This window comes from Desulfosporosinus youngiae DSM 17734 (assembly GCF_000244895.1).
GTDB classification, from domain to species: domain Bacteria; phylum Bacillota; class Desulfitobacteriia; order Desulfitobacteriales; family Desulfitobacteriaceae; genus Desulfosporosinus; species Desulfosporosinus youngiae.
Window position 1 is genome coordinate 4,222,560 of sequence record NZ_CM001441.1, and the last position, 19,428, is coordinate 4,241,987.

The 19,428-nt window shown below is 41.9% G+C and carries 22 protein-coding genes and 1 pseudogene; 3 read left to right on the top strand and 20 right to left on the bottom strand.

Annotated features, from left to right (window positions below; translation table 11 throughout):
* Window positions 1-7: 7 nt before the first annotated feature.
* The 5 genes and pseudogenes from DESYODRAFT_RS26740 to DESYODRAFT_RS19575 all read right to left on the bottom strand — a co-directional run bounded on the left by DESYODRAFT_RS26740 (window position 8) and on the right by DESYODRAFT_RS19575 (window position 2,640).
* A complete protein-coding gene (locus DESYODRAFT_RS26740) occupies window positions 8-421 on the bottom strand; it encodes a hypothetical protein (protein ID WP_007785715.1) in 414 nt (137 codons plus the stop codon).
* Window positions 422-527: 106 nt separating this feature from the next.
* Window positions 528-866: an endoribonuclease MazF gene (mazF, locus tag DESYODRAFT_RS19560; protein ID WP_007785717.1), complete on the bottom strand. Its 339-nt coding sequence runs from the start codon at window positions 864-866 to the stop codon at window positions 528-530.
* Window positions 860-1,084, bottom strand: a complete 225-nt coding sequence (locus DESYODRAFT_RS19565) for an AbrB/MazE/SpoVT family DNA-binding domain-containing protein (RefSeq protein WP_242833704.1) — start codon at window positions 1,082-1,084, stop codon at window positions 860-862. Before DESYODRAFT_RS19565 ends, mazF begins: the two co-directional genes overlap by 7 nt.
* A 75-nt stretch (window positions 1,085-1,159) precedes the next feature.
* Window positions 1,160-1,258, bottom strand: a pseudogene (locus DESYODRAFT_RS29350) (helix-turn-helix domain-containing protein); the annotation flags it as partial.
* A 476-nt stretch (window positions 1,259-1,734) separates the two neighbouring features.
* Window positions 1,735-2,640, bottom strand: a complete 906-nt coding sequence (locus DESYODRAFT_RS19575; RefSeq protein ID WP_007785723.1) for a pentapeptide repeat-containing protein — start codon at window positions 2,638-2,640, stop codon at window positions 1,735-1,737.
* Window positions 2,641-2,884: 244 nt separating this feature from the next.
* Between DESYODRAFT_RS19575 and DESYODRAFT_RS28790 the strand changes: the two genes are divergently transcribed.
* Together DESYODRAFT_RS28790 and DESYODRAFT_RS19580 are read left to right on the top strand one after the other, a co-directional pair.
* Complete coding sequence (locus DESYODRAFT_RS28790) at window positions 2,885-3,055, top strand: hypothetical protein (protein WP_007785725.1); 171 nt, start codon at window positions 2,885-2,887, stop codon at window positions 3,053-3,055.
* 2 nt (window positions 3,056-3,057) lie between these two features.
* The gene (locus DESYODRAFT_RS19580) at window positions 3,058-3,471 is read left to right on the top strand and encodes a type II toxin-antitoxin system death-on-curing family toxin (RefSeq protein WP_007785729.1); all 414 of its coding nucleotides are present in this window, start codon (window positions 3,058-3,060) and stop codon (window positions 3,469-3,471) included.
* 278 nt (window positions 3,472-3,749) lie between these two features.
* Here DESYODRAFT_RS19580 and DESYODRAFT_RS19585 read toward each other — a convergent pair whose 3' ends face one another.
* The 3 genes from DESYODRAFT_RS19585 to DESYODRAFT_RS19600 all read right to left on the bottom strand — a co-directional run bounded on the left by DESYODRAFT_RS19585 (window position 3,750) and on the right by DESYODRAFT_RS19600 (window position 6,413).
* Window positions 3,750-4,274 carry a GNAT family N-acetyltransferase gene (locus DESYODRAFT_RS19585; RefSeq protein ID WP_007785731.1) on the bottom strand — a complete coding sequence of 175 codons (525 nt, stop codon included), beginning with the start codon at window positions 4,272-4,274 and terminating at the stop codon, window positions 3,750-3,752.
* 340 nt (window positions 4,275-4,614) lie between these two features.
* On the bottom strand, window positions 4,615-4,896 hold the full coding sequence (locus DESYODRAFT_RS19590; RefSeq protein WP_042338882.1) for a type II toxin-antitoxin system PemK/MazF family toxin: 282 nt from the start codon (window positions 4,894-4,896) through the stop codon (window positions 4,615-4,617).
* Between the two features lie 812 nt (window positions 4,897-5,708).
* Window positions 5,709-6,413, bottom strand: coding sequence for a DUF3027 domain-containing protein (locus DESYODRAFT_RS19600; RefSeq protein WP_007785737.1), 705 nt, complete (start codon window positions 6,411-6,413; stop codon window positions 5,709-5,711).
* A gap of 226 nt (window positions 6,414-6,639) precedes the next feature.
* Here DESYODRAFT_RS19600 and DESYODRAFT_RS19605 point away from each other — a divergent pair, with 226 nt between their 5' ends.
* On the top strand, window positions 6,640-7,113 hold the full coding sequence (locus DESYODRAFT_RS19605) for a Fas apoptotic inhibitory molecule (FAIM1) (RefSeq protein ID WP_007785739.1): 474 nt from the start codon (window positions 6,640-6,642) through the stop codon (window positions 7,111-7,113).
* Window positions 7,114-7,169: 56 nt separating this feature from the next.
* Here DESYODRAFT_RS19605 and DESYODRAFT_RS19610 read toward each other — a convergent pair whose 3' ends face one another.
* The 12 genes from DESYODRAFT_RS19610 to DESYODRAFT_RS19670 all read right to left on the bottom strand — a co-directional run bounded on the left by DESYODRAFT_RS19610 (window position 7,170) and on the right by DESYODRAFT_RS19670 (window position 19,339).
* Window positions 7,170-7,637, bottom strand: coding sequence for a VOC family protein (locus DESYODRAFT_RS19610; RefSeq protein WP_007785740.1), 468 nt, complete (start codon window positions 7,635-7,637; stop codon window positions 7,170-7,172).
* Between the two features lie 129 nt (window positions 7,638-7,766).
* Window positions 7,767-7,976, bottom strand: coding sequence for a sigma factor-like helix-turn-helix DNA-binding protein (locus tag DESYODRAFT_RS19615; RefSeq protein WP_042338885.1), 210 nt, complete (start codon window positions 7,974-7,976; stop codon window positions 7,767-7,769).
* A 167-nt stretch (window positions 7,977-8,143) separates the two neighbouring features.
* Window positions 8,144-8,548, bottom strand: coding sequence for a type I restriction enzyme HsdR N-terminal domain-containing protein (locus DESYODRAFT_RS19620; protein WP_007785741.1), 405 nt, complete (start codon window positions 8,546-8,548; stop codon window positions 8,144-8,146).
* Between the two features lie 510 nt (window positions 8,549-9,058).
* Window positions 9,059-9,625 carry a DUF3795 domain-containing protein gene (locus DESYODRAFT_RS19625; protein ID WP_007785743.1) on the bottom strand — a complete coding sequence of 189 codons (567 nt, stop codon included), beginning with the start codon at window positions 9,623-9,625 and terminating at the stop codon, window positions 9,059-9,061.
* 466 nt (window positions 9,626-10,091) lie between these two features.
* On the bottom strand, window positions 10,092-11,096 hold the full coding sequence (locus tag DESYODRAFT_RS19630; RefSeq protein WP_007785744.1) for a hypothetical protein: 1,005 nt from the start codon (window positions 11,094-11,096) through the stop codon (window positions 10,092-10,094).
* 649 nt (window positions 11,097-11,745) lie between these two features.
* On the bottom strand, window positions 11,746-11,985 hold the full coding sequence (locus tag DESYODRAFT_RS19640) for a type II toxin-antitoxin system Phd/YefM family antitoxin (RefSeq protein ID WP_007785745.1): 240 nt from the start codon (window positions 11,983-11,985) through the stop codon (window positions 11,746-11,748).
* 41 nt (window positions 11,986-12,026) lie between these two features.
* Window positions 12,027-12,815, bottom strand: a complete 789-nt coding sequence (locus DESYODRAFT_RS19645) for a class I SAM-dependent methyltransferase (protein ID WP_007785746.1) — start codon at window positions 12,813-12,815, stop codon at window positions 12,027-12,029.
* A 42-nt stretch (window positions 12,816-12,857) separates the two neighbouring features.
* Window positions 12,858-13,619, bottom strand: a complete 762-nt coding sequence (locus tag DESYODRAFT_RS19650; protein ID WP_007785747.1) for an ABC transporter ATP-binding protein — start codon at window positions 13,617-13,619, stop codon at window positions 12,858-12,860.
* Window positions 13,620-14,726 (bottom strand): FecCD family ABC transporter permease, encoded by a 1,107-nt coding sequence (locus DESYODRAFT_RS19655; protein ID WP_007785748.1) that lies wholly within the window; start codon window positions 14,724-14,726, stop codon window positions 13,620-13,622. It abuts the gene before it with no gap.
* A gap of 15 nt (window positions 14,727-14,741) precedes the next feature.
* Complete coding sequence (locus tag DESYODRAFT_RS19660) at window positions 14,742-16,526, bottom strand: ABC transporter ATP-binding protein (RefSeq protein ID WP_007785749.1); 1,785 nt, start codon at window positions 16,524-16,526, stop codon at window positions 14,742-14,744.
* A gap of 14 nt (window positions 16,527-16,540) precedes the next feature.
* Complete coding sequence (locus DESYODRAFT_RS19665; protein WP_007785750.1) at window positions 16,541-18,268, bottom strand: ABC transporter ATP-binding protein/permease; 1,728 nt, start codon at window positions 18,266-18,268, stop codon at window positions 16,541-16,543.
* Window positions 18,269-18,289: 21 nt separating this feature from the next.
* Window positions 18,290-19,339 (bottom strand): ABC transporter substrate-binding protein, encoded by a 1,050-nt coding sequence (locus DESYODRAFT_RS19670; protein ID WP_007785751.1) that lies wholly within the window; start codon window positions 19,337-19,339, stop codon window positions 18,290-18,292.
* Window positions 19,340-19,428 lie beyond the last annotated feature (89 nt).

Genomic DNA, 19,428 nt, shown 5'->3' on the forward strand with positions numbered 1-19,428 from the left:
CATCTTCCTATTCCTTAATCATTAAAAATAATCCTGATTCATCTAAATCTATATTTACTTCCTCAGTCTCATCCTTATCCATATTTTCTCGCCGACCTTTATATAAATCACCCGAATTCTCATCGGGGTCCATCTCTTCCCAGGTCAATCCATAAGGTGCACCACCAGACGTATATCCCGCAATATAACTAAATTGATCGTCAGATTCAAACGATGTAAATAACTCCTGTTTCACTTTTAAACTTTTCCGTTCCTGTTTTTTCTCTATTTGGCCTGCAATAGTCCGCTTCAATTGCTCAACATATTCAGGCTTAAACTGGTTGCCCAACATTTCCAATTCTTTAACTGCGCAAAGTAAATCTACTGCAAAATGCCTAGCATAACCCCTAACAATATTTTTTCTTATGTACGCTGGGGCCAATGCCTAATGGTCACATTTGTAAAATTCGGAAGACACAATGAAGCTGACAAAAGATTAATTAAACTAGGAGTTGGGGCAACTAACCAACTCCTAGCCTAATTACGACTTACTTCATGATCGCTTCTAATTTAAGAATAACCTCTTCAATCGTGTCTTCCGGCACTTTGCATATAAAACTCGCGTTTCTAACTCTCCAGTCTAGAGATTTAATTTGATCTGCCAAAACGACACCTCTGATTTCTAATTCATCTGGAAGTTTAACTTCGAACGGAAATCCTTTTACCCGGCTGGTAATCGGGCAAAAAATACCCATCCCAGTCTTGCTATTATATTCCTTTGCGGATATAACCAAGGCAGGTCTAGTCCCTTGCTGTTCATGACCGGCCTGTGGATTTAACTGAATCCATACTATATCACCACGTTCCGGCGCATACTGATTCACCATTTTTCCCCTCCAACCGGCTCTCCCCAATCTATTTCTTTCGGTTCATATTCATCAGGGATTTGGGCAAGTAATTCTTTTAAATCGTATTTTTTTCGAGTGACGATGATTTTATCCCCGTCAAGTTCAACATTAATTGAGGTCCCGTCATTAATTTTTATTGAATTAGCCATTGAAGCCGGTATCCTAATACCAATGCTATTTCCCCATTTCCGGGCCATTGCCTCCACAGTGTGTCACCTCTTTCTTTTACTTTGTTTATACAAAGTATAAACAAAGTAATGAAATTTATCAAGTTAAGGAGTGTATACATCAAGGAAGTGATTGTAGACGAATCGAGTACAACCTATCGTTTTGTTAATGAGTACTATCTGTTCTTTGGTTGGATATAACGGAAATCTAAAGGCTCAATCAGAACAAGCACTCATAATCTCGCTACTTACTTTTTTATTTTTGGTTTAACCCATTCAATGAGCAAGAAAACTAATAAAGATACAATATACCCCACAACAAAATATAAACTAGCGTGTAATAGTATAGATGGATATGTTTCATTATATAGGTTTGAAAACATGATTCTTGGAATAAGAATACCGCCTATTGTAATCCCTATGCTAGGACCTATAGCAAACTTTAGTGCTCTTTTAAACATTTTACACCTCGTCAAAATGATAATTTTATTACACATAATCTTACCAATGCATAACAGTATAAGAACGTTATTCATTATTCGCTAAATCAGGCCCTGAATAGATTAGAGCAATACAATTTTAATTACTGCACCCAAGCAAAATAAATATTCACCGCCAAAACCTTTACGTTATAAAATAAGAGTAGTATCTTAACGTCACGAAACTATTCACATTATTCCTTAACCGCCCCAGTACGTTGGGCGATTGAGTAAAGAAGGTAATTTTGTGCTTTTATCTCCTATCGCCGTGTTAATTTGGGCTTGGGTGAGAAAGATGCTATTGGATAGATCTGCTCCTCTGATGTCAGCATCTCGCAAATCAGCCCCAATAAGATCGGCCCCGCTCAAATCTACTCCTCTGAGATCAGCCGCAATAAGGTATGCTCCTCTTAAGTTTTTACCTCTCATATCAGTTCTTTTGAGGTCCGCCCCTATAAGGTCTAATCCCCGTCCAAGAGTCTTTTTGCTTATTGACGAAGTCTTCCGCCCGAGATAAACTTCAGCTCGTACATATTCACTAGTCTTTAGCAGCAGAGTATTAACATCTGATCGATGTAGGGCTACGTCCAGTTCAATGAGAGAACCGGGGCTCAAGTGAGTGAGGCGTTCCGTCTTGTTGAGCATAGAGTTAAGCCCACTATGAATAGGGTGGGCTGGTTGTAATGTAAGTGCTTCCGTCAGATACCATAGTAACTCCTGGAGTTGCCGCATGATAAGGAACACCTCAAACATTTGCGTCGCGGATTCTGGAACTTTCCGCCAGTCGTGCCCCCCGAAGCTGGCTTGGGAAACTTTTTGCCCTGCACCAAAGCAGTCAAAAGCAATGCAACCTTTAAGGCCTCGTTCCCTGAGGTTTTTGTAAACGCAACACCGAAAGTCTGATTGCAGGTTAAGGCAAGGCTGACCTGCGTCTTTGTCAATTGGAAAGCCTTCTGAAGCTGAGAAATACAGCGCAACACAGCACAGACCAAAACAGTTTTCGCAGTCAGGTCGTAAATTTTGGCAACTCTTATCAGAGAAAGGTACTGAGTATTCGTCATTCCTGGACAATATCTGTTTCCCCTTATTCTCATATAGATACTTCATATCCAATCATCTCACATTCGCAATAAATAATCTTCTACAAGTATTGTTGTAAATAGGAAACGCCTCTACAAAGTCACTTCATCCGCGCCAAGGATGGCGCGTCCCAACCACTTGCATATTGGCAAAGTGTAGGAAACATTGTGTTATCGGAAGTTTTCCGTCTCTCAACCCAAGACTAAATCCCTTCATTATGCATAATAATAGTATCATTACAATTGTTCCAATTGATGAAGGGTGGTACAATATGGATATAGATAGTAAAAGTATCGAAAGGGATGATCCTATGGCCTTAGCGAAAGAACCTAAAAGTAATCTTCAACAAAACACCGCTAATGAGCATAACCAAAAAATCTCAAAGGCTATTAAGGAAGTTACTTCTAAACACTCAAAACTACTCAAGAAGTTAGCCGAGTAATTATGGAAGATGTTGAGCTATTGTGTATTGACGACATTCTTGTTATTCACAAAGAAGCCATCTGGATGTTCGGTGGAAGCTCCGAATATTATCAGGATACCGTAACAAGGATTAAAAGCATAATTGACCAGCAATACCCTCATTTCGATCACGATAAATATCCAACGCCTTTTAAGAAAGCCTCCATGCTTTGGTATTTTCTTACCAAGAACCACTGTTTCGTTGATGGAAATAAAAGAGTTGGATTTTATGCCGCAACTGTCCTACTAAAAATTAACGGCTTTTACGATCAAATCAATGACGATGAAGCATATGAAAAAGCTATTGAAATAACGTGTTCGCACTTAACTGGCAATGACTTAGACCAATATATAAATGAGCTTTCAACATGGCTGGAAAAAAGATTTACTGATTAATGCAGATCCTGAGAGATCTGCTTTTGATTTTTCAAGGCCCATCAGATTTACAGGCAAGGAACATTTCCGATAACGTTGCAAGCATTCCCGAAGCGTCCCAACCACATTTATCATCCTCTAAGTGTCGGGAATACGTGTTATAGGAAGTAACCCCTGCAGCGCCATGGACGGCGCTGCCTTAAATCTCGCCCACAATAATTCTAAGGCGCAAAATAAGAAAAACGCGAATCAACTTAACTTTATGCTATGCTCATTTACTCAACTATTCAAATTGGAATTTATAATAGAAGCTCAAACAATAGAAAGTTCATTTCTGTCCCAATATCCTCGTAAAAAATACCTACGGTGTCAATATACTTGAACCCGTATGACATATACATTTTCTGTGGTACATCATTTCCTTCAATGCAATCCAAGCGAATAGCCTTTTGTTTATTCTGTTTTGCGATCTGAATTGCATGTTCAACCAGTTTCTTTGCGTAACCACGTCCACCATATTCAGGTGAAACCCGTAGAGCATGAAGAATGAAAACTTCTATTTTATCAGCATCAATCTGCCATTTTACTTTATCATAGGCACTATCACATAGATGATCCATGATATATGCAGCCATTACACAATCATTCTTTATTCCAACAAATAATTCTTTGTTTTTAATCGCTTCTACTATCATTTCTTTAGGTGGAAATCCACCTTTATTACCATCAGGTAAGAAAGATGAATTATCAAGTATCTTACACATCTTATCATAAAAGGTCATTATTTCATTTTTCTCGGCTATATTACCTTCTCTAATAATCATTAGTTTACTCCTCATATTTTAGAATTTCTGCTTATTATCCTATAATATACCATTTCCCACAATATACAACAGAATTCAATTTACTACTACTGTTTAATACATGTAACCTGATTCAAGCGTTTTATATCCTGTGGCACAATTTTGAGCGTACTCGGTTTCATCTCCTGTACCACCATATACATAGCCTCTTTTACTTATTATGTCTTAAAATGTTTAATCGATTGGCTCTGTCACAACGAATGGTTAATATTTGGCAAATCTGGAAGACACAATGAAACCGGCAAAAAGTTAATAAAACTAGGAATTGGGACAGCTAAGCAACCCCTAGCCTAATTACGACTTACTTTACGATCGCTTCTAATTTAAGAATAACCTCTTCAATCGTGTCTTCCGGCACTTTGCATATAAAACTCACGTTTCTAACTCTCCAGTCTAGAGATTTAATTTGATCTACCAAAACAACACCTCTGATTTCTAATTCTTTTGGAAGTTTAACTTCGAACGGAAATCCCTTTACCCAGCTGGCAATCGGGCAAAAAATGCCCATCCCAGTCTTGCTATTATATTCCTTTGCGGATATAACCAAGGCAGGTCTAGTCCCTCGCTGTTCATGACCGGTGATCTAGATAGGGTACAAGAATCTCTAGTAGTTATATGATGTGGTGCTTCACTAAATTGCGCTATTTCCACTTTTTAATGAACGGAACTAACGCCGGCACCTCCCTTTGATATTCGATGTACGCAGAACCAAATTCCCTAATTAGTTTCCTTTCTTCTAACCAAATTCCAATGATTATGTAGATAGTAAGGATCAAATGAACGAGTACATCTACCCTTGTTGAGTCTAGGCTCCACATAAATACTATAGTTGCCAAATTCATTGGATGGCGAACCATCCCTAGCAGGCCCTTTTTAGTAATTATTTGTGGTTGAGCAGAATTCATTTTATTACCAATGTTTAGGATCTGGCGAATACCGATAAACTCTAAAGCATCATAGCTCAGAAAAGCCCAGATAATCATGACACCTGAAGTTATAAGTAAGACTCGTTGTAGAATCATCCATGGCGGAACAAAATTAATGACTAATTCGGAATCCAGGCTTTTTGTGATCGAAAACAGAATAATGAATAGGACAATGGATAGTAGATTATATCCTAACCTGTAAAAGGCAAAGTATCTTACCATTACCCGCTTTGCCCAATTGGTAAATTGCAAACTAATAAGAGCACTATGAATTACTCCGAACCCAGTCCATATTAAAACAGTAATTAGATACTTCAATTTATACCCCACAATTCTGACCCGGCAGCACCATGTCATAGATCGTTGCGGGAATCTGCGACGCGTCCCAACCACATTCATCTATTTAAGTGTCGGGAATACCGTATTATGTAAAGTCGCACACCCTCAGATATAGACTGGAATCGCCCCCTTAAAAGATGTCTTTCAGTTCTTTGTGACAAGTACAACTGCTATTAATACTAACTAGTTTCCCATCAAACATTGAGTCTTCATTACTACATATACCATAGTCCCAAAAGTAAAAGTGACCATCCAAGCCACGAAAATAGAAACATGTATTACATTGCAAATCACTTTCTACATGATTCACAACGCGGTTCCATCTATTATGACAGTTCTCAGAAAGCGAACTTAAAACCTCCTCAATTCTAGTAAGTTTGCTAGAGCTTTCTTTAGAACTCGTTTTTTCCCATCCATCAGAAAATAATTCATAGGTAACTTTCTCTTTTTCTCCTGATATAACTAAACTTACATCTTCTTTAGATTGTAAAAAGTAGTCAATAATTTTTCCTGAATTAAACACTAGTCTTATATCGAAAAAGGATAGTTGAATCACCTCACTGATACGCCCAAAATGAAGTGACTCTATAACTTCATTGCAGAATTTTACCTCATCATCATATCCACATAATAACTTTTTGCCATCAGCAATGCGCCATGAGCAAGAGAGAGATGAAATATCCCATTCCCCATAAAATTTCCCTTGTAGTCTTGGGTGTTTGTAATATATTTTATTACCCAATCCAAGCCTTAACTTCCCACCATATCCTACTCTTATATAGCAGTGATCTAAACCTGTGATATTTTTCCTGATTTCTTCGAACTTAGCATTCATAATATACACCTTTCGATCAATGACCTACAACTATCCACCCGACTTGACATCCATGCACACGATTTTATATAACGTTTTGGGGATTGCCGCAGCGTCATATACTACTTCCATATTGACAAAGTTATCTCATTAGCTGAAGTCGGCACAGCTTGTATATTTCATTCACGGGTGTACAAGATATATTACTACGAAATTATTTTCTGAATATGAAATGCAGGTGCTATATTTGGCAGAAAAAGAATGGCTAATTAAACTCAAAGACGGCGAATATAGGATTTCCTTAAAGCATGGAGCTCTTCTGAGAAAATATTATGTAAAACTTAATGGCGACATTATAAACCCGCAAAGAACAATAATTGAAAAAGGAGATAAACTTACTTTCAATATAAACTCACATTCATGCGTGCTATTAATCTATTTTATAGAAGGTGGCGCTAAATACGAATGCGTCATTGATGGCACTTCAATTGAAACTCAAAAGAAATCCGAGATTCCGCCAGAGTGGAGCCCACCAAAGCAAGGGTGCCTTAAGCAAATTCTAATGCAACTATGGTATTTGATAAGCATGACAATTGTAATAGGAATAATTAGTGCTCTTACTGGCTTGGGCTCAGCTAAAATCGACTTAATAATAGGCTTGGCTTTTGGCGTATTAATTATTTACGTTATACTTCGACATCTCTATCTACGAAGCCAATGAGACTACTCCGACATGCCGATTTTCTGCTAATGTTTAACTACAGGTTATGCTTGTAACTACTCTAAGCAGGATTTCACATAATCAACTGGTACATCCATTCTAATAGCGGTTTCTTCAATTGATAGCCCACTATTTAAGAATCGTCTGACAACCATAATCATATTTTCTCCGACTTCAATAATATGCTTATCAGGGTCATAGAAACGAACAACACGCTGTCCCCAAGAATGTTCTACTATAGGATGTACATAGTTAATATTTGTAATGTCATTCATCTTTTGAATAAAACCATCAAAATCATCTTCTTCAAAATATAACTCGGCTACATTTCCTCCAAAAACAATTTCACTATCCTGTTTATGAATAAAAGTCGACCAAGTTTCTTTTGTCTGTAATGCAATGCCGCCTGTTAAAGTTACATTCGCACCAAAATCAACAACAACTTCTAAACCAAGCACTTCATAGTAAAATCGCTTTGAGTTTTCCATATTCGAAACAACCATCAATGGACCTGAGAATTTCATTGTGCTCCTCCTCACAAACATTATATTAATATTCTTAACTTCACTAATTCCTACTGCATTTGAAGGAATACTATAAATTCTTTTCGTCCGCGCCAAGGAGGGCGCGTCCTTTGCACGAGAAAATAATATCTATGATTTTCTTGAATGTTCCTTAATATAACGGAGTACTTTCTTCTCAATTTCGCAGACTTGTTCTCTTGATACTCCAAATATCGATTCAATATCACTCAAGGACTTAGTAACTCCATCCTCTATTCCAAATCTAGTAATAATAACTTGTCTCTCGCTTCCATTTAAACAATTTTCAATAGCATCCAAAACTTGCTCACGTGTATACAATTGGCCACTCCTATCGAAAATTTCTATTTTGTTAAGAACCAATTCTTCGATCTTTCGCAATTACTCTCTTTTCTTGCTGCCTTCTTGATACCCATATTTACAAATGGTTCCATGGTAAGACGACAACAATAAATTCCCTTAACAATGAATAGTTTTCACTTAAACAGTCAAAAAGGTAGACGTAAAAATATTTCTAATAAATTTTCCCCAAGCATAGAGCTAGGATAATCAGAAATATGTTCAAAATCATTATCTTTAAAAAACCCACTCTTTTTTCTAATTCCCCATAATTCAGGAACTTCATCAATTTTTCCTTGACGGACAAAACCATAAATCAAATCGGATTTAGATAAAATATTTTTTATTTTATCCATTGGTATATGATCTGTTGTTACATATATAACCATATACGCGTTCATTTTTTTCGTAGTAACCACTAAATCCGCTAACTCAGTACTCCCATCAGTCAAATTAATGGGATAATCAATTAATATGTGTTCAGGTCGATATTTGTAATACTCTACCAAGAAATCTTTTGTTTTACTAACCATCTGATTCCTATTTTGGTCCAACGGGATTCCCCCTCTTTCTAAAAACTATTATTATCTACTAAAACCTCCCATATTACATATCATCATGCAAGCCCTACCCGTATCAAAACATTCATAACCGCACCCTCGCGGGAATCCTCGCGTTAGGCGGAGTGCCATGGGCCCGCTAAGCCAGAGCTACACGGATGCGGCACCTTGGATCTTCTCACATTAATACTCATCAATTAATCTCTTGCCAAGTTCAATATTATGTAATGTAAAGGACATCAAAAATAATAATTCAAACATCTATTTCCTCCCCAGTTACATAGAACAACTTAAAACGTGAGGCAGGACACCAGGCTTAGCTTTCCGCGGTATTTCGCCTAACGTTCTGCGAATTTGCGAAGTCTGGTTACAACATTCATATCTTCTCAGATTTCGCAAATTCGCTGTCTACGACGTCGTGCCCCGTGACTCAGACAGCGCCACGGGCTGCGCTGCCTTAAATCTCACCCGCAATGATTCTAAGGCACAATACTATATGTTTTACTATGACTTGGGCTTTTTACGCAGTTGTAATGAAATATCTCGCTTCTTTGCCATAGTTTGCAATAATCGAACTGCTGTTGTGCACTTTTCTTTTAATGTATCATCGGGTTTCGTTTCATCTTTAGTTTGCTCCATAACACTCTTTAAGTCTTGTAAGTCTAACAGATTAACAGTGATACAAAAAAAACTCTTTCGTCGCCCATCATCATAATTCATTAACAAGACTTTCAGTAATTCGACTTTGATGTTCAGTTCAGCCTCATAAGCATCTAGTCCAATGTTTTTAACCTTATCAAAATCCGTTAATTGGTTCTTATGAGTAATAAAGGAGTCTGAATTGTCAACGCCTTCAAATTTCTTGCAGGGATATTCATCACACTGATAGCAATATTCAATTCCGTGTCGTTGGCTACAAGATAAAACACCACATGTAGGATGTTTTGATAAAAAATCTTCTCCTGCACATCCGGGACACTTAGATTTTCCATCTGTATGATAACGGGGACACAGTCCACAATTTAATCCACAAGCCGAAAACAAAGGATATTTCCTTTGCTTGTAATCCATTTTTGTCACCTCGATTTCAATAACGGGCTTCACTTTATTCTACTACTGCGAAGGAATACTCTAAATTCTGTTTGTCCGCGCCAAAGAGGGGCACGATCTTTGCACGATATATCGTATAACGTTCCGACTTGTTTGCGACGCGACATAACGCATTCATCAGGCTAAGTGTTGAAAACACTTTATTATCTGATGCCGCAGCAAAGGCTTACCAAAGAAATCCCTTAGTCCAACAAGACTACTTATGTCTCAGTTAATCCTGGCCCTTAAATATGTTTCTTCAATACGTTAATGGGGTAGAAGTTCCTCGCCATTCGATACCGCCACGGCTTATTGTCTTAACCTCTGCCTCCTGAAACTTATCATTCATTTCCAAGACCCAAGCAAGACCGACATATCCGGAACTTATACTCTGTCAACGCTTAGTAATATAAGCATTATTCTTCTTAGCCATAATTCTCAACTTTTCCTAATTCATCGGAAACTTATCTGGATAGATCGCAATTTCGGGAAAAAGCGCTGCCTGATAAATACCGCCATAAGAAAAATCGCTTAAATTTCTCTCGGCAAAACTCTCCGTTTTAGAACTATTTGAGCCCACATAAGCCAATTCAGGAGCAACGGTATTATTTTTATAGACGAGTGTAACATTGTCAAAATCAACGTTATTTTTATCGCCGGAATGATAATTAATGTTTATTAAATTGTTGGCACGATAATAAATATCGTCGATAGTATGGCCGGATTTGGTAATTGCATCGATTATCGCCTGTGAGCCTTTCACTTTTAACAACTGTTGCCGCGTGATTTTTAACCCGCCGTATTCCCTTAGCCCATCGGTTGCCCAATAAAGGTAATAGGGTTTATAGGTATGCCCTGCTCCTACCCCATCTATAAAATTCGAATCAAAACTATCGCCTATTGTCGTAAACTGACCGTTGCCGCTATAAGAAAGGCCCATACCGGTATAGGGAAGTTCAACAGGTTTTCCGTCTTTTACATACCAGGCACAGGATGCTGAACTGCTGCCGCCGGGATTACTTTCGCATTTAAATATCTTGACGTCGCCGACTGTCCAAAGCAAGGGCGCATCAGACTGATTGTCTGCTGAAAATGCAATATCACTTTTTAATTTCTGAGCGCTGGAGGCGGTGATATACCAAACATCACCGCCAGATACAATTGCAAATGCGGCGTTTTGCTTGTCACCAATTGTCATGCTCTGAAAAACCACAATTTGATTTGTCGTGTATTTCGCGAGAATAGACTTTAATTGTTCCGGTGAAGCTGAACCGTTTGATATGATTGAAGCTATAGACAATGAATTAACTTGGTCAATTTTTAACTTTAGCTCTGTATTCTCATTTTCTAAGGATTGAATCTTATTATTTAAATTATCTGGATTAGAACATCCTGTAATAACAAAGACATTAGTAAGCAAAATGGAAATTAAGACCCACAATAATTTCCTCATAAAGAATCCCTCCTCTCCAAAAAACAGCCTAGTAGAGTCTGTCGCCGTCATGAGACGCCAGTTACCCAATGTCCCCCGCACATCCCGGCGTACAAATTTCTAGCACCGGGCTCTTCAAAAATACTTGCTTCCGTACTTCCAGCATTAGAAATCAAAGTGAAGTTGTCCATTCATATCACTCCACGATGTCGCAACCCCTCTGTTACCTGAAGTGTCAGTCCTTGTAAATACGACTTGCAAAATTCTCCTTATTATTTGCATTATTCTCCAGCTATCGATTATTCCCTTCTAATCTGGAAAAAATAAACATAGAGTATTGAACAATATTCGGAGGATGATAGTCTTGAAGAGCTAGAATATCAAACTCAGTAATAATAGATGTGGGAATCTCTGCGTACAGGCATTCATAATAGGCATCGTGGATCTTACCCGGAAGTTTCGGTTTAATTATGATTTTTTCGCAGCCCATATCCATGATCTGGGCCCAAACCGTACAGCATTTCTATTTTCGTTGCAGCAAGCAGCAGCATTCCACGTGCCTTGAGGATAAAAAAAAGATGCCGCTTGAGCCTTGATGGGCCTTGGCGGCAGGTAATCAACAATGTTATTAAGATCGGCTTCGAATCTAGGAATATATCTTAAAGTATATTTACCTTCCACCATTGATTCTCTCTTTCACCTTTGAAAAAACCTCATTGTGAGTATAGCAGATGTCTGTTGAATCTGCCTCTTTATCCGCTTCATCAAGTTTCAGTTCTATATCATCCGTCAATTCCGCATATTTTTCCAGACTTAACACTACCATTGAGCCATAACCGTTTTTCGTTAAATAAACAGGCTCTCCTTCTTTTATAAATAAATTTTCAATTTCCGGAAATTTATTTCTCAAATCAGACTTAGCCTTTTAAGGATGCTGAAGTACAAAATCTGTTATTTCATAGAAGACCAGGCGGACGATTCTATCGTTGCAGCTTTCCTGGCCGAAATCATAAACAGCGGATTTGCTCCATACAAAAGCTGTTCTTTTTCATCCCATACCCGATCGGAAATATTAATCACATTATTGATTTCTGCAAAACCCAAAGCTGCCAGGGCACCATTATCCCAGGAAGGTCTATGCTGATCGTGAAGAAGCAGCTTTGAAGATTCATCACGCTTTGCCCTGGGTCCATAATAGTCGTCATCCGGTTCGCCATATCGGCTTCTGTATTCCCAATCCCGTTTCTTCACCTCTTCCATTAACCCGCTGTCATATTGGTAGAGATGCCAGTTAGCATCAAAAATCAACAGCCTTCCGCCTGGTTTTAGAACCCGTTTCCACTCTCCATAAGCTGTAACCGGATCATGGAGAGTCCAGGTCACATTGCGGCTGATCACCAAATCAAACGATTGGTCGGCAAAGTCCAGACGATGGCTGTCCATAACCGCAAACTCTGCTTTAATTCCCGCGCCTTCCGCATTTTTTCCGGCCTTTTCAATCATCTCCGGACTGCTGTCAATGGCCGTCACCTGATGGCCGGCCCTTCCCATTAAAAGTGTAAAAAAACCGGGACCGGTACCCACGTCCAGGATCTGCAGTGTTTTGTTCTCCGGAATCTGTTTTTGAATGAGATCAAGCCAGGCGGCTGCTTTAAAGCTTTTCAGTTCATTCCGAACAGTGTCGTTGTATTCGCTGGCAGCTTTGTTCCATTTTTCTTCAATTTTTACTTGAGTATCCACCGGCATCCTCCTTTTGGCGTTTATTGAAATCTCTATCTATTATTAAGGTAAAAATGTGATGTTCGGCTTTTTCGTCAAGGGATGAATCGCTACTTCAGCCGCAACGCCGAACACCCTTGCCAATATTTCGGGGCAAAGCACGGCTTCAGGAGTTCCCTCGCAAACAATTCTTCCTTCATTAATTACGTAGAGCCTGTCACAATAGAGGGCAGCTATATTGAGGTCGTGGAGAGTTGTAAACACGGTAATTCCCAAGTCCCTGACCATCTTCATGATCTGAAGTTTATAGGCAATATCCAAGTGATTGGTAGGCTCATCCATAATCAGCAGCTGCGCTTTCTGGGCCAGAGCCCGGGCCACCTGCACCCGCTGCTTTTCCCCCCCGGAAAGGGTGGCATAATGCCGGTCCATCAGTTCAAGTATGCCCACCTCAGCCAGGGACTCACTGATAATTTTCTCATCCTCTTCCGTATCCTGTTCAAGCATGGTTTTATGAGGTGTGCGCCCCATCATCACCACTTCCCGGACGGTGAAATCAAAATCATGGGTGGTTTCCTGCGCCACAACCGACATTTTTTGAAAGGTCTTTTTGAAAGGCTGCCTGGAAATATCCTCTCCCATTAAGGAAATCACGCCTTTACTGGGGGAATAGACCCGATAAATGTTTTTAAGCAAAGTGGTCTTGCCGCTGCCATTGGGGCCGATCAAGCCCACAAATTCCCCTTTCTTTACTTCAAGGCTGACATCCTGAACAATAGTGATCTCTTGAATTTTGCAGGCGACACCTGTTACTTTCAGTTCCATCTAACCCCTCCCTGCCGCGCTTCTCTTTTTCTTGCGCAGCATCCAGATAAAAAACGGGCCGCCCACAATGGAGGTGAGCACACCGATGGGAAATTCCGACGGAGCGGCCACAGTTCGTGCCAGCAAATCCATCCAAATGGTAAAGATAGCGCCGATAAGCATGCTCACCGGAATAACCTTGCGGTTGTCGGCGCCGACAATCATCCTGGAGACATGGGGTACCATCAGTCCGATAAAACCAATAGCCCCGCTTACTGCCACAAGGACTCCGGTAATGACGGAGGTGGTGATCAACAGGAACTTCCGATAGCGAACCACGTTAATCCCCATGGATACCGCCACATCGTCGCCCATCAGTATCCCGTTAAGAGAACGGTAGGTTATAAACAGGGCCGCGGTGCCCAGCAGCATCACAATGGCGGGAATGGGCAGCTGCTCCCAGGAAGCGCTGGACAAACTGCCCAGCATCCACTGCAAGGCCGAACGTATTCCGGCTTCCGAGCCTCCCATGGTAACAATCAGGTTGGTAACGCCCCCCAAGGTCATGGAGAGAGCCACACCGCCCAGGACCAGCCTGGTAGTGATGACGCGGCCATTTTCCTGGGCAATAAAATAGACTAAAACCATGGTTCCCAGTGCCCCAATAAAAGCACTCAAGGACAGGCCGTATTGCCCAAAGGCTGAAAATACGCCGAAAAGGATGGACAACACAGCTGTTACGGAAGCACCGGAAGATATACCCAGCAAATGAGGATCAGCCAGCTGGTTCCGGGTGAGGGCCTGCAATCCGGTGCCTACCACCGCCAGTCCCGCCCCTACAACCAAGCCAAGCAAAACCCGGGGGTAGCGAATCAGCCAGACGATAATAAACTGGGATTTGTCCCAGTCCACTTCCAGCGAACTCCGATCCCCCAGAATTTGATGCAGCAAAATACGCCAGGTAAACCGGGGTTCCACGTGAACAGGTCCCAGGATAATGCACAACACCGTTGATAGGATAAGCAAAGCCAGCAATGCCGTGATAATCAGGGAGAAGCGCCTATTCGAAAAAGTGCAGGCCGATAGTTTCTTGTTTATGGCATCGTCTTTAGATAATTTCGTTTTCAATCCATCCTCTCCTTTCTAGGCACTGGCCTGAATCGCCACCAGTCTGGCGTAAATACCGTCTTTAGCGATCAGTTCCTGATGGGAACCACTTTCTGCCACATATCCATTGTCAAGCACTACAATACGGTCCGCGGACATAATGGTTGACAATCTGTGGGCAATGATCAGGGTCGTCCGGTTTTTCTGCAGATTTTTAATAGCAATCTGCAACAATTGTTCATTGGTAGTGTCCAGATTGGAGACCGCCTCATCCATGAGCAGGATAGGCGAATTTTTCAAAAAGGCCCGGGCAATGGCGATGCGTTGGCGCTGACCGCCCGAGAGCTGGGCACCGCGCTCCCCGACAATGGTATCGTAACCATCAGGCATCTCCATAATGAAATCGTGGGCCAGAGCGGCTCTGGCTGCCTTTTCGATGTCTTTATCCCCGGCAGCAGGCAGCCCCAGGGAAATGTTCTCGCGGATAGTGGTGTTGAACAGATAAACATCCTGTGACACTAAGGAAATTGTTTCCCGCAGGGCTTTTTGAGGCATGTCCCGTAAATCCACGCCGTCGATGGATATGGAACCGCCTGTTACCTCCCAAAAGCGCAGAAGCAGGCTGATACAGGTGGATTTCCCCGCTCCGGAGTGTCCCACCAATGCCACAGTCTCCCCGGGCTTCACTTCAAAACTGATCTTGTCCAGCACCAAAGGCAGTTTTTCCTGGTACCGGAAACTGACCTTTTGATAATCAATATGGGGCAAACTAAACCGGGCAGGGGATTCAGTCACCCGGTCCACTGCGGCCGGCGAAGCCTCCAGGATGGAAAACACACGATCTGCGGAAGCGGATATTAAGCCAAAATTAGTGATCATCTCCATAAGCTCTAAAAGAGGGTTGAAGGCATACACGGTTAAAATAACCGCCACAGGATAAAGGGATTCGTGAATCACTCCGCTTGAGGCCATTTGGGATGATACAATAAGCACAGAAAGCATCCCCAGGGCTGTGAAGGTCTTAATAAGCGCTTGTTCAAGGCCCAACCGTTTTCCATCTTTGACCTGGGCTTCATTAAGGCGTTTCGTTTTACCGACCAGACGGCTGAGGTAGGGGCTTTGCTGGCCAAAGGAAATGATTTCCCGCAACCCCTGCACACCGTCAATGGTTTCGGCATTGACTTCGGCCAGACTTTCCTTTACTTCTCTGCCCTGGGTGTCGGCTTTTTTCCTGAACCACAGGTGTGTCACTGCTGTCAGCACCATCCATGGTATCAATACCAAAGGCAGAAGCCAATGAAGAGAAAGCATATAGATCAAAATCGCGGCCGGTACCAGCACCGCTATAAAGAAGGTGCCCAGGGTGTGGGCGTAGAACCACTCCAGCTGCTCCACATCATCCATGACGGTTGAAGTAACGGCACCGGATTTTTTGTCGATCATATAGGCGGGGCAAAGCTGTTCCAGCTTGCGGTAGATCATCATGCGGAAATCATGGAGCATGCGGAAGGCAGCCGCGTGAGCAATGTACATCTCCAAATATTCAAACAGTGCCCGCAGCAAAACCACGATACCCAAAACAACCAGATAACCAATAATGGTTTCGGCAGTTGCGCCCGAAGCTGCTGTACCGACAACATACGCCACCAGGGCAGCACTCAGGACCGGCAACGTTTTATTGAAAATACCTGTCAATACGGAAAGTCCGATCAACCAATAATGATTTTTTATATAGAGCGTAAGCTTCATCACTCGCCCGAATTTTGCCAGGAATGCGGTGTTATCCATTTCTGTTCGATGGTTTTTTTTACTGGTTTCCATGTCTCTCTCCTTTTCTAAAGCTGAGCTCTCAACAACTGGGCATATGCGCCGCCGCCAAAGGCCATGAGTTCGTCATGAGTGCCGGTTTGCACAATTTTGTGATCATCCAGCACGATAATACGGTCGGCCTCACGAATGGTTGAGAAACGATGGGCAATAATCAGCACCGTACGGTTTTGCATCAGGTGCTGCAATCCCTTCTGAATGGCGGCTTCATTCTCAGCATCCAGGCTGGAGGTGGCCTCATCTAAGATCAAAATAGGCGCATCTTTTAAAAATGCCCGGGCCACGGCTATCCGCTGCCGCTCGCCGCCTGAAAAGCGCACTCCCCGTTCTCCCACCTGTGTATGGTAACCCTCCGGCAAAGAGACAATAAATTCGTGAATATTGGCCAGTTTTGCCGCTTTTTCAATTTCCTCATTGCTTGCGCCGGGCTTGGCAATACGTAAGTTCTCTTCTATTGTCCCGTGAAAAAGATAGGTATCCTGCCATACCACCGAAATCAAGGAGTGAAAAGATACACTGGGCACGGTCTTAAGGTCGCGCCCGGAGATGCGGACACTTCCATCCTGAGGGTCAAAAAAGCGCAACAGCAGATTGACCAGGGTGGATTTACCTGCCCCGGATTTTCCTACAACCGCTACCTTTTCACCCTGGCCAATGGTGAATATTACCTTTTGCAGGGCCTGCCGCACCCCCTCGTTATAGCCGAAGGTTACATTGTCAAAAACGATTTCCGAATGGAAGTCCCCTTTTTCCAGGGGCGGGGCATCGATTGGCTCTGCAACTTGCGGCTGTGTATCTAAAAAGGCAAATAGTTTATCCGCAGCTGTCAGGCCCCGAAAACCAACGTGCCAGTATTTCACAAGGTCGGTCATCGGCCGGAAGCATTCTACAGACAAAAAGAGGATTAAAAATATACTTGTGATATTAAGTTGTCCGACAGCAAAAAGATAAGCGGCCACACCCACCGAAAAAGCCGAACCGATCGCCGCTCCCAGTCCAATCAGGCAGGAATCCAGCAGGGAGACTGCCAGGTTGTGCATGATGGACTTATACCAGTCCCGAGAGTTGGTTTCCAGTTCTTTTCCCTTTGCAGCCGAGGCATTAAAGGCCTTGAGTGTCATCATGCCCTGGAGAGCGTCAAGAAACTGGGCGTTGAAATGATTTCGCTTTTCCCAGCTGGTCATACCTGTTGAGCGCATTACTTTAAGCCACAGGGAAGGTACAACCATGACAATTATCATACCCAGGAGCATAATGGCTCCCACCATGGTATTCAGATAAAACACATAAGCAAGTATTCCCAGGGAGCTGATAAGAGTTACGAAGCAATGGGGTATATAGTAGGCTATATAAGGTCCTATTGCTTCCACGCCATCCACAAACACTGACTGAATACTGCCGGAACGATTATTCTGCAAAAAACCGGGGCCGAGGCTCAAAAGCTTCTCAAACATAATGTAGCGGAGTTTTTCCTTGGCTTGGCCGGCCAGGATTTTGCTTTGCACTTCATTGAACCAGTTAAGGGCAGACCGTATCAATATCATCCCTAAGATGACAACAAAGTTTGTGACGAACTTATCCCAGGCTTCGCCTGCGAAAACCTTGCTTAAAACCGTAGCTGTAAGCACGCCTTGAATAATATATGTGCCTGTCACCAATACACCGATTAGCACTTTGAGCACAACACTTCCCCGCATGCCCCTGGTTATGGCAAACAATCTTCTACTGATCAGCATCTCATCTTCTCCTAATGTTTGTTATTTAAATTTTTCCGGGTAAAAGCCTTTGGCAAGTTTTTCTACGCAATCAGCGTTGCGGGTGCCGGGCAAAACATCGTTGAGATTTACCACTACAAATTGATCATTGACCACAGCAGGCAGTTTAGCAAAGAGGGGGTTATTCTTAAACGAAGTGATTTTCCCCTCCGCTCCAGCTTCGCCGTAATCAACGATGACAATAATCTCAGGTTTGCTTCCTATAATTTTTTCATTGTTGGCAAACAACCAGTTTCTATTAACGTCAGAAAAAATATTTTTTCCGCCTGCTATTTTAATTAAGTTTGAAAGCAGAGAAGTGCCTGCTGTGAAGATCATTCCTTCTTCTTCGGAATCAAAAACAAACACGGATACAGGCTCTTCGATGATGCCTAATTTGCCCTGCACCCCACTTATTTTTGTTGACATGTTTTGTACTAATTCGCTGGCACGGCCTTCTACATTAAAGATACGGCCCAGGGTTAAAATTTCATTATATACATCATCCATTTGTGCGTTAAGCATATCGGTGGGCTTATTTATATAAGTAGCAATGCCCATTTTATCAATATTTTCCAACGGTGAAATGGTGCCGGTTTTTCCTAAAGAAAAGGACGTGCCGTAAATAAAATCAGGCTTTGTATTAACGACGGCCTCGAAAGATGGATAACCGCCTGCCCCGCCAACGAGATTATCTCCCAGAATATTTAATGAGTTGTAGATTTCCTGATATTCAGGCAAAAAGTCAGCGTCATAGCCTGGAGCCACACCGACAATTTTCTCTTGCAGGCCAAGGGCTATAAGCGTTTCAATATTCGTTGTCTGCACTGCAAAAACGGCTTCCGGCACTTCGTCAATGACAAGCTGCCGATTATAGTTCTGGACAACAAAAGGCTTAAAGTCCGTCTCCTGGTTAACTTTGGCAGATGCCTCTTTATCGGTGCCGGATTCATTTACCTTTTCATTCAAGGGGCTTGGGCCGCAGGCAGACATCGAAAGAACAAGAAACAGCACCATAAATAACACCATAATACGATTCATCACTGTTTTCACGCTGAGCACCTCCAAATTCTTACAAGTATTTGAGCCAGACTATTTTTTCCATTAAAACCCCCTTCATTTTATGAATAAAGTTAGATTGA

What these genes read in the sequence shown, in the direction of transcription:
- mazF (WP_007785717.1), bottom strand. Translation starts at nt 866, where the DNA reads ATGGTGAATCAGTATGCGCCGGAACGTGGTGATATAGTATGGATTCAG.
- DESYODRAFT_RS19565 (WP_242833704.1), bottom strand. Translation starts at nt 1,084, where the DNA reads ATGGCCCGGAAATGGGGAAATAGCATTGGTATTAGGATACCGGCTTCA.
- DESYODRAFT_RS19575 (WP_007785723.1), bottom strand. Translation starts at nt 2,640, where the DNA reads ATGAAGTATCTATATGAGAATAAGGGGAAACAGATATTGTCCAGGAAT.
- DESYODRAFT_RS28790 (WP_007785725.1), top strand. Translation starts at nt 2,885, where the DNA reads ATGGATATAGATAGTAAAAGTATCGAAAGGGATGATCCTATGGCCTTA.
- DESYODRAFT_RS19580 (WP_007785729.1), top strand. Translation starts at nt 3,058, where the DNA reads ATGGAAGATGTTGAGCTATTGTGTATTGACGACATTCTTGTTATTCAC.
- DESYODRAFT_RS19585 (WP_007785731.1), bottom strand. Translation starts at nt 4,274, where the DNA reads ATGATTATTAGAGAAGGTAATATAGCCGAGAAAAATGAAATAATGACC.
- DESYODRAFT_RS19600 (WP_007785737.1), bottom strand. Translation starts at nt 6,413, where the DNA reads ATGAATGCTAAGTTCGAAGAAATCAGGAAAAATATCACAGGTTTAGAT.
- DESYODRAFT_RS19610 (WP_007785740.1), bottom strand. Translation starts at nt 7,637, where the DNA reads ATGAAATTCTCAGGTCCATTGATGGTTGTTTCGAATATGGAAAACTCA.
- DESYODRAFT_RS19625 (WP_007785743.1), bottom strand. Translation starts at nt 9,625, where the DNA reads ATGGATTACAAGCAAAGGAAATATCCTTTGTTTTCGGCTTGTGGATTA.
- DESYODRAFT_RS19630 (WP_007785744.1), bottom strand. Translation starts at nt 11,096, where the DNA reads ATGAGGAAATTATTGTGGGTCTTAATTTCCATTTTGCTTACTAATGTC.
- DESYODRAFT_RS19650 (WP_007785747.1), bottom strand. Translation starts at nt 13,619, where the DNA reads ATGGAACTGAAAGTAACAGGTGTCGCCTGCAAAATTCAAGAGATCACT.
- DESYODRAFT_RS19660 (WP_007785749.1), bottom strand. Translation starts at nt 16,526, where the DNA reads ATGGAAACCAGTAAAAAAAACCATCGAACAGAAATGGATAACACCGCA.
- DESYODRAFT_RS19665 (WP_007785750.1), bottom strand. Translation starts at nt 18,268, where the DNA reads ATGCTGATCAGTAGAAGATTGTTTGCCATAACCAGGGGCATGCGGGGA.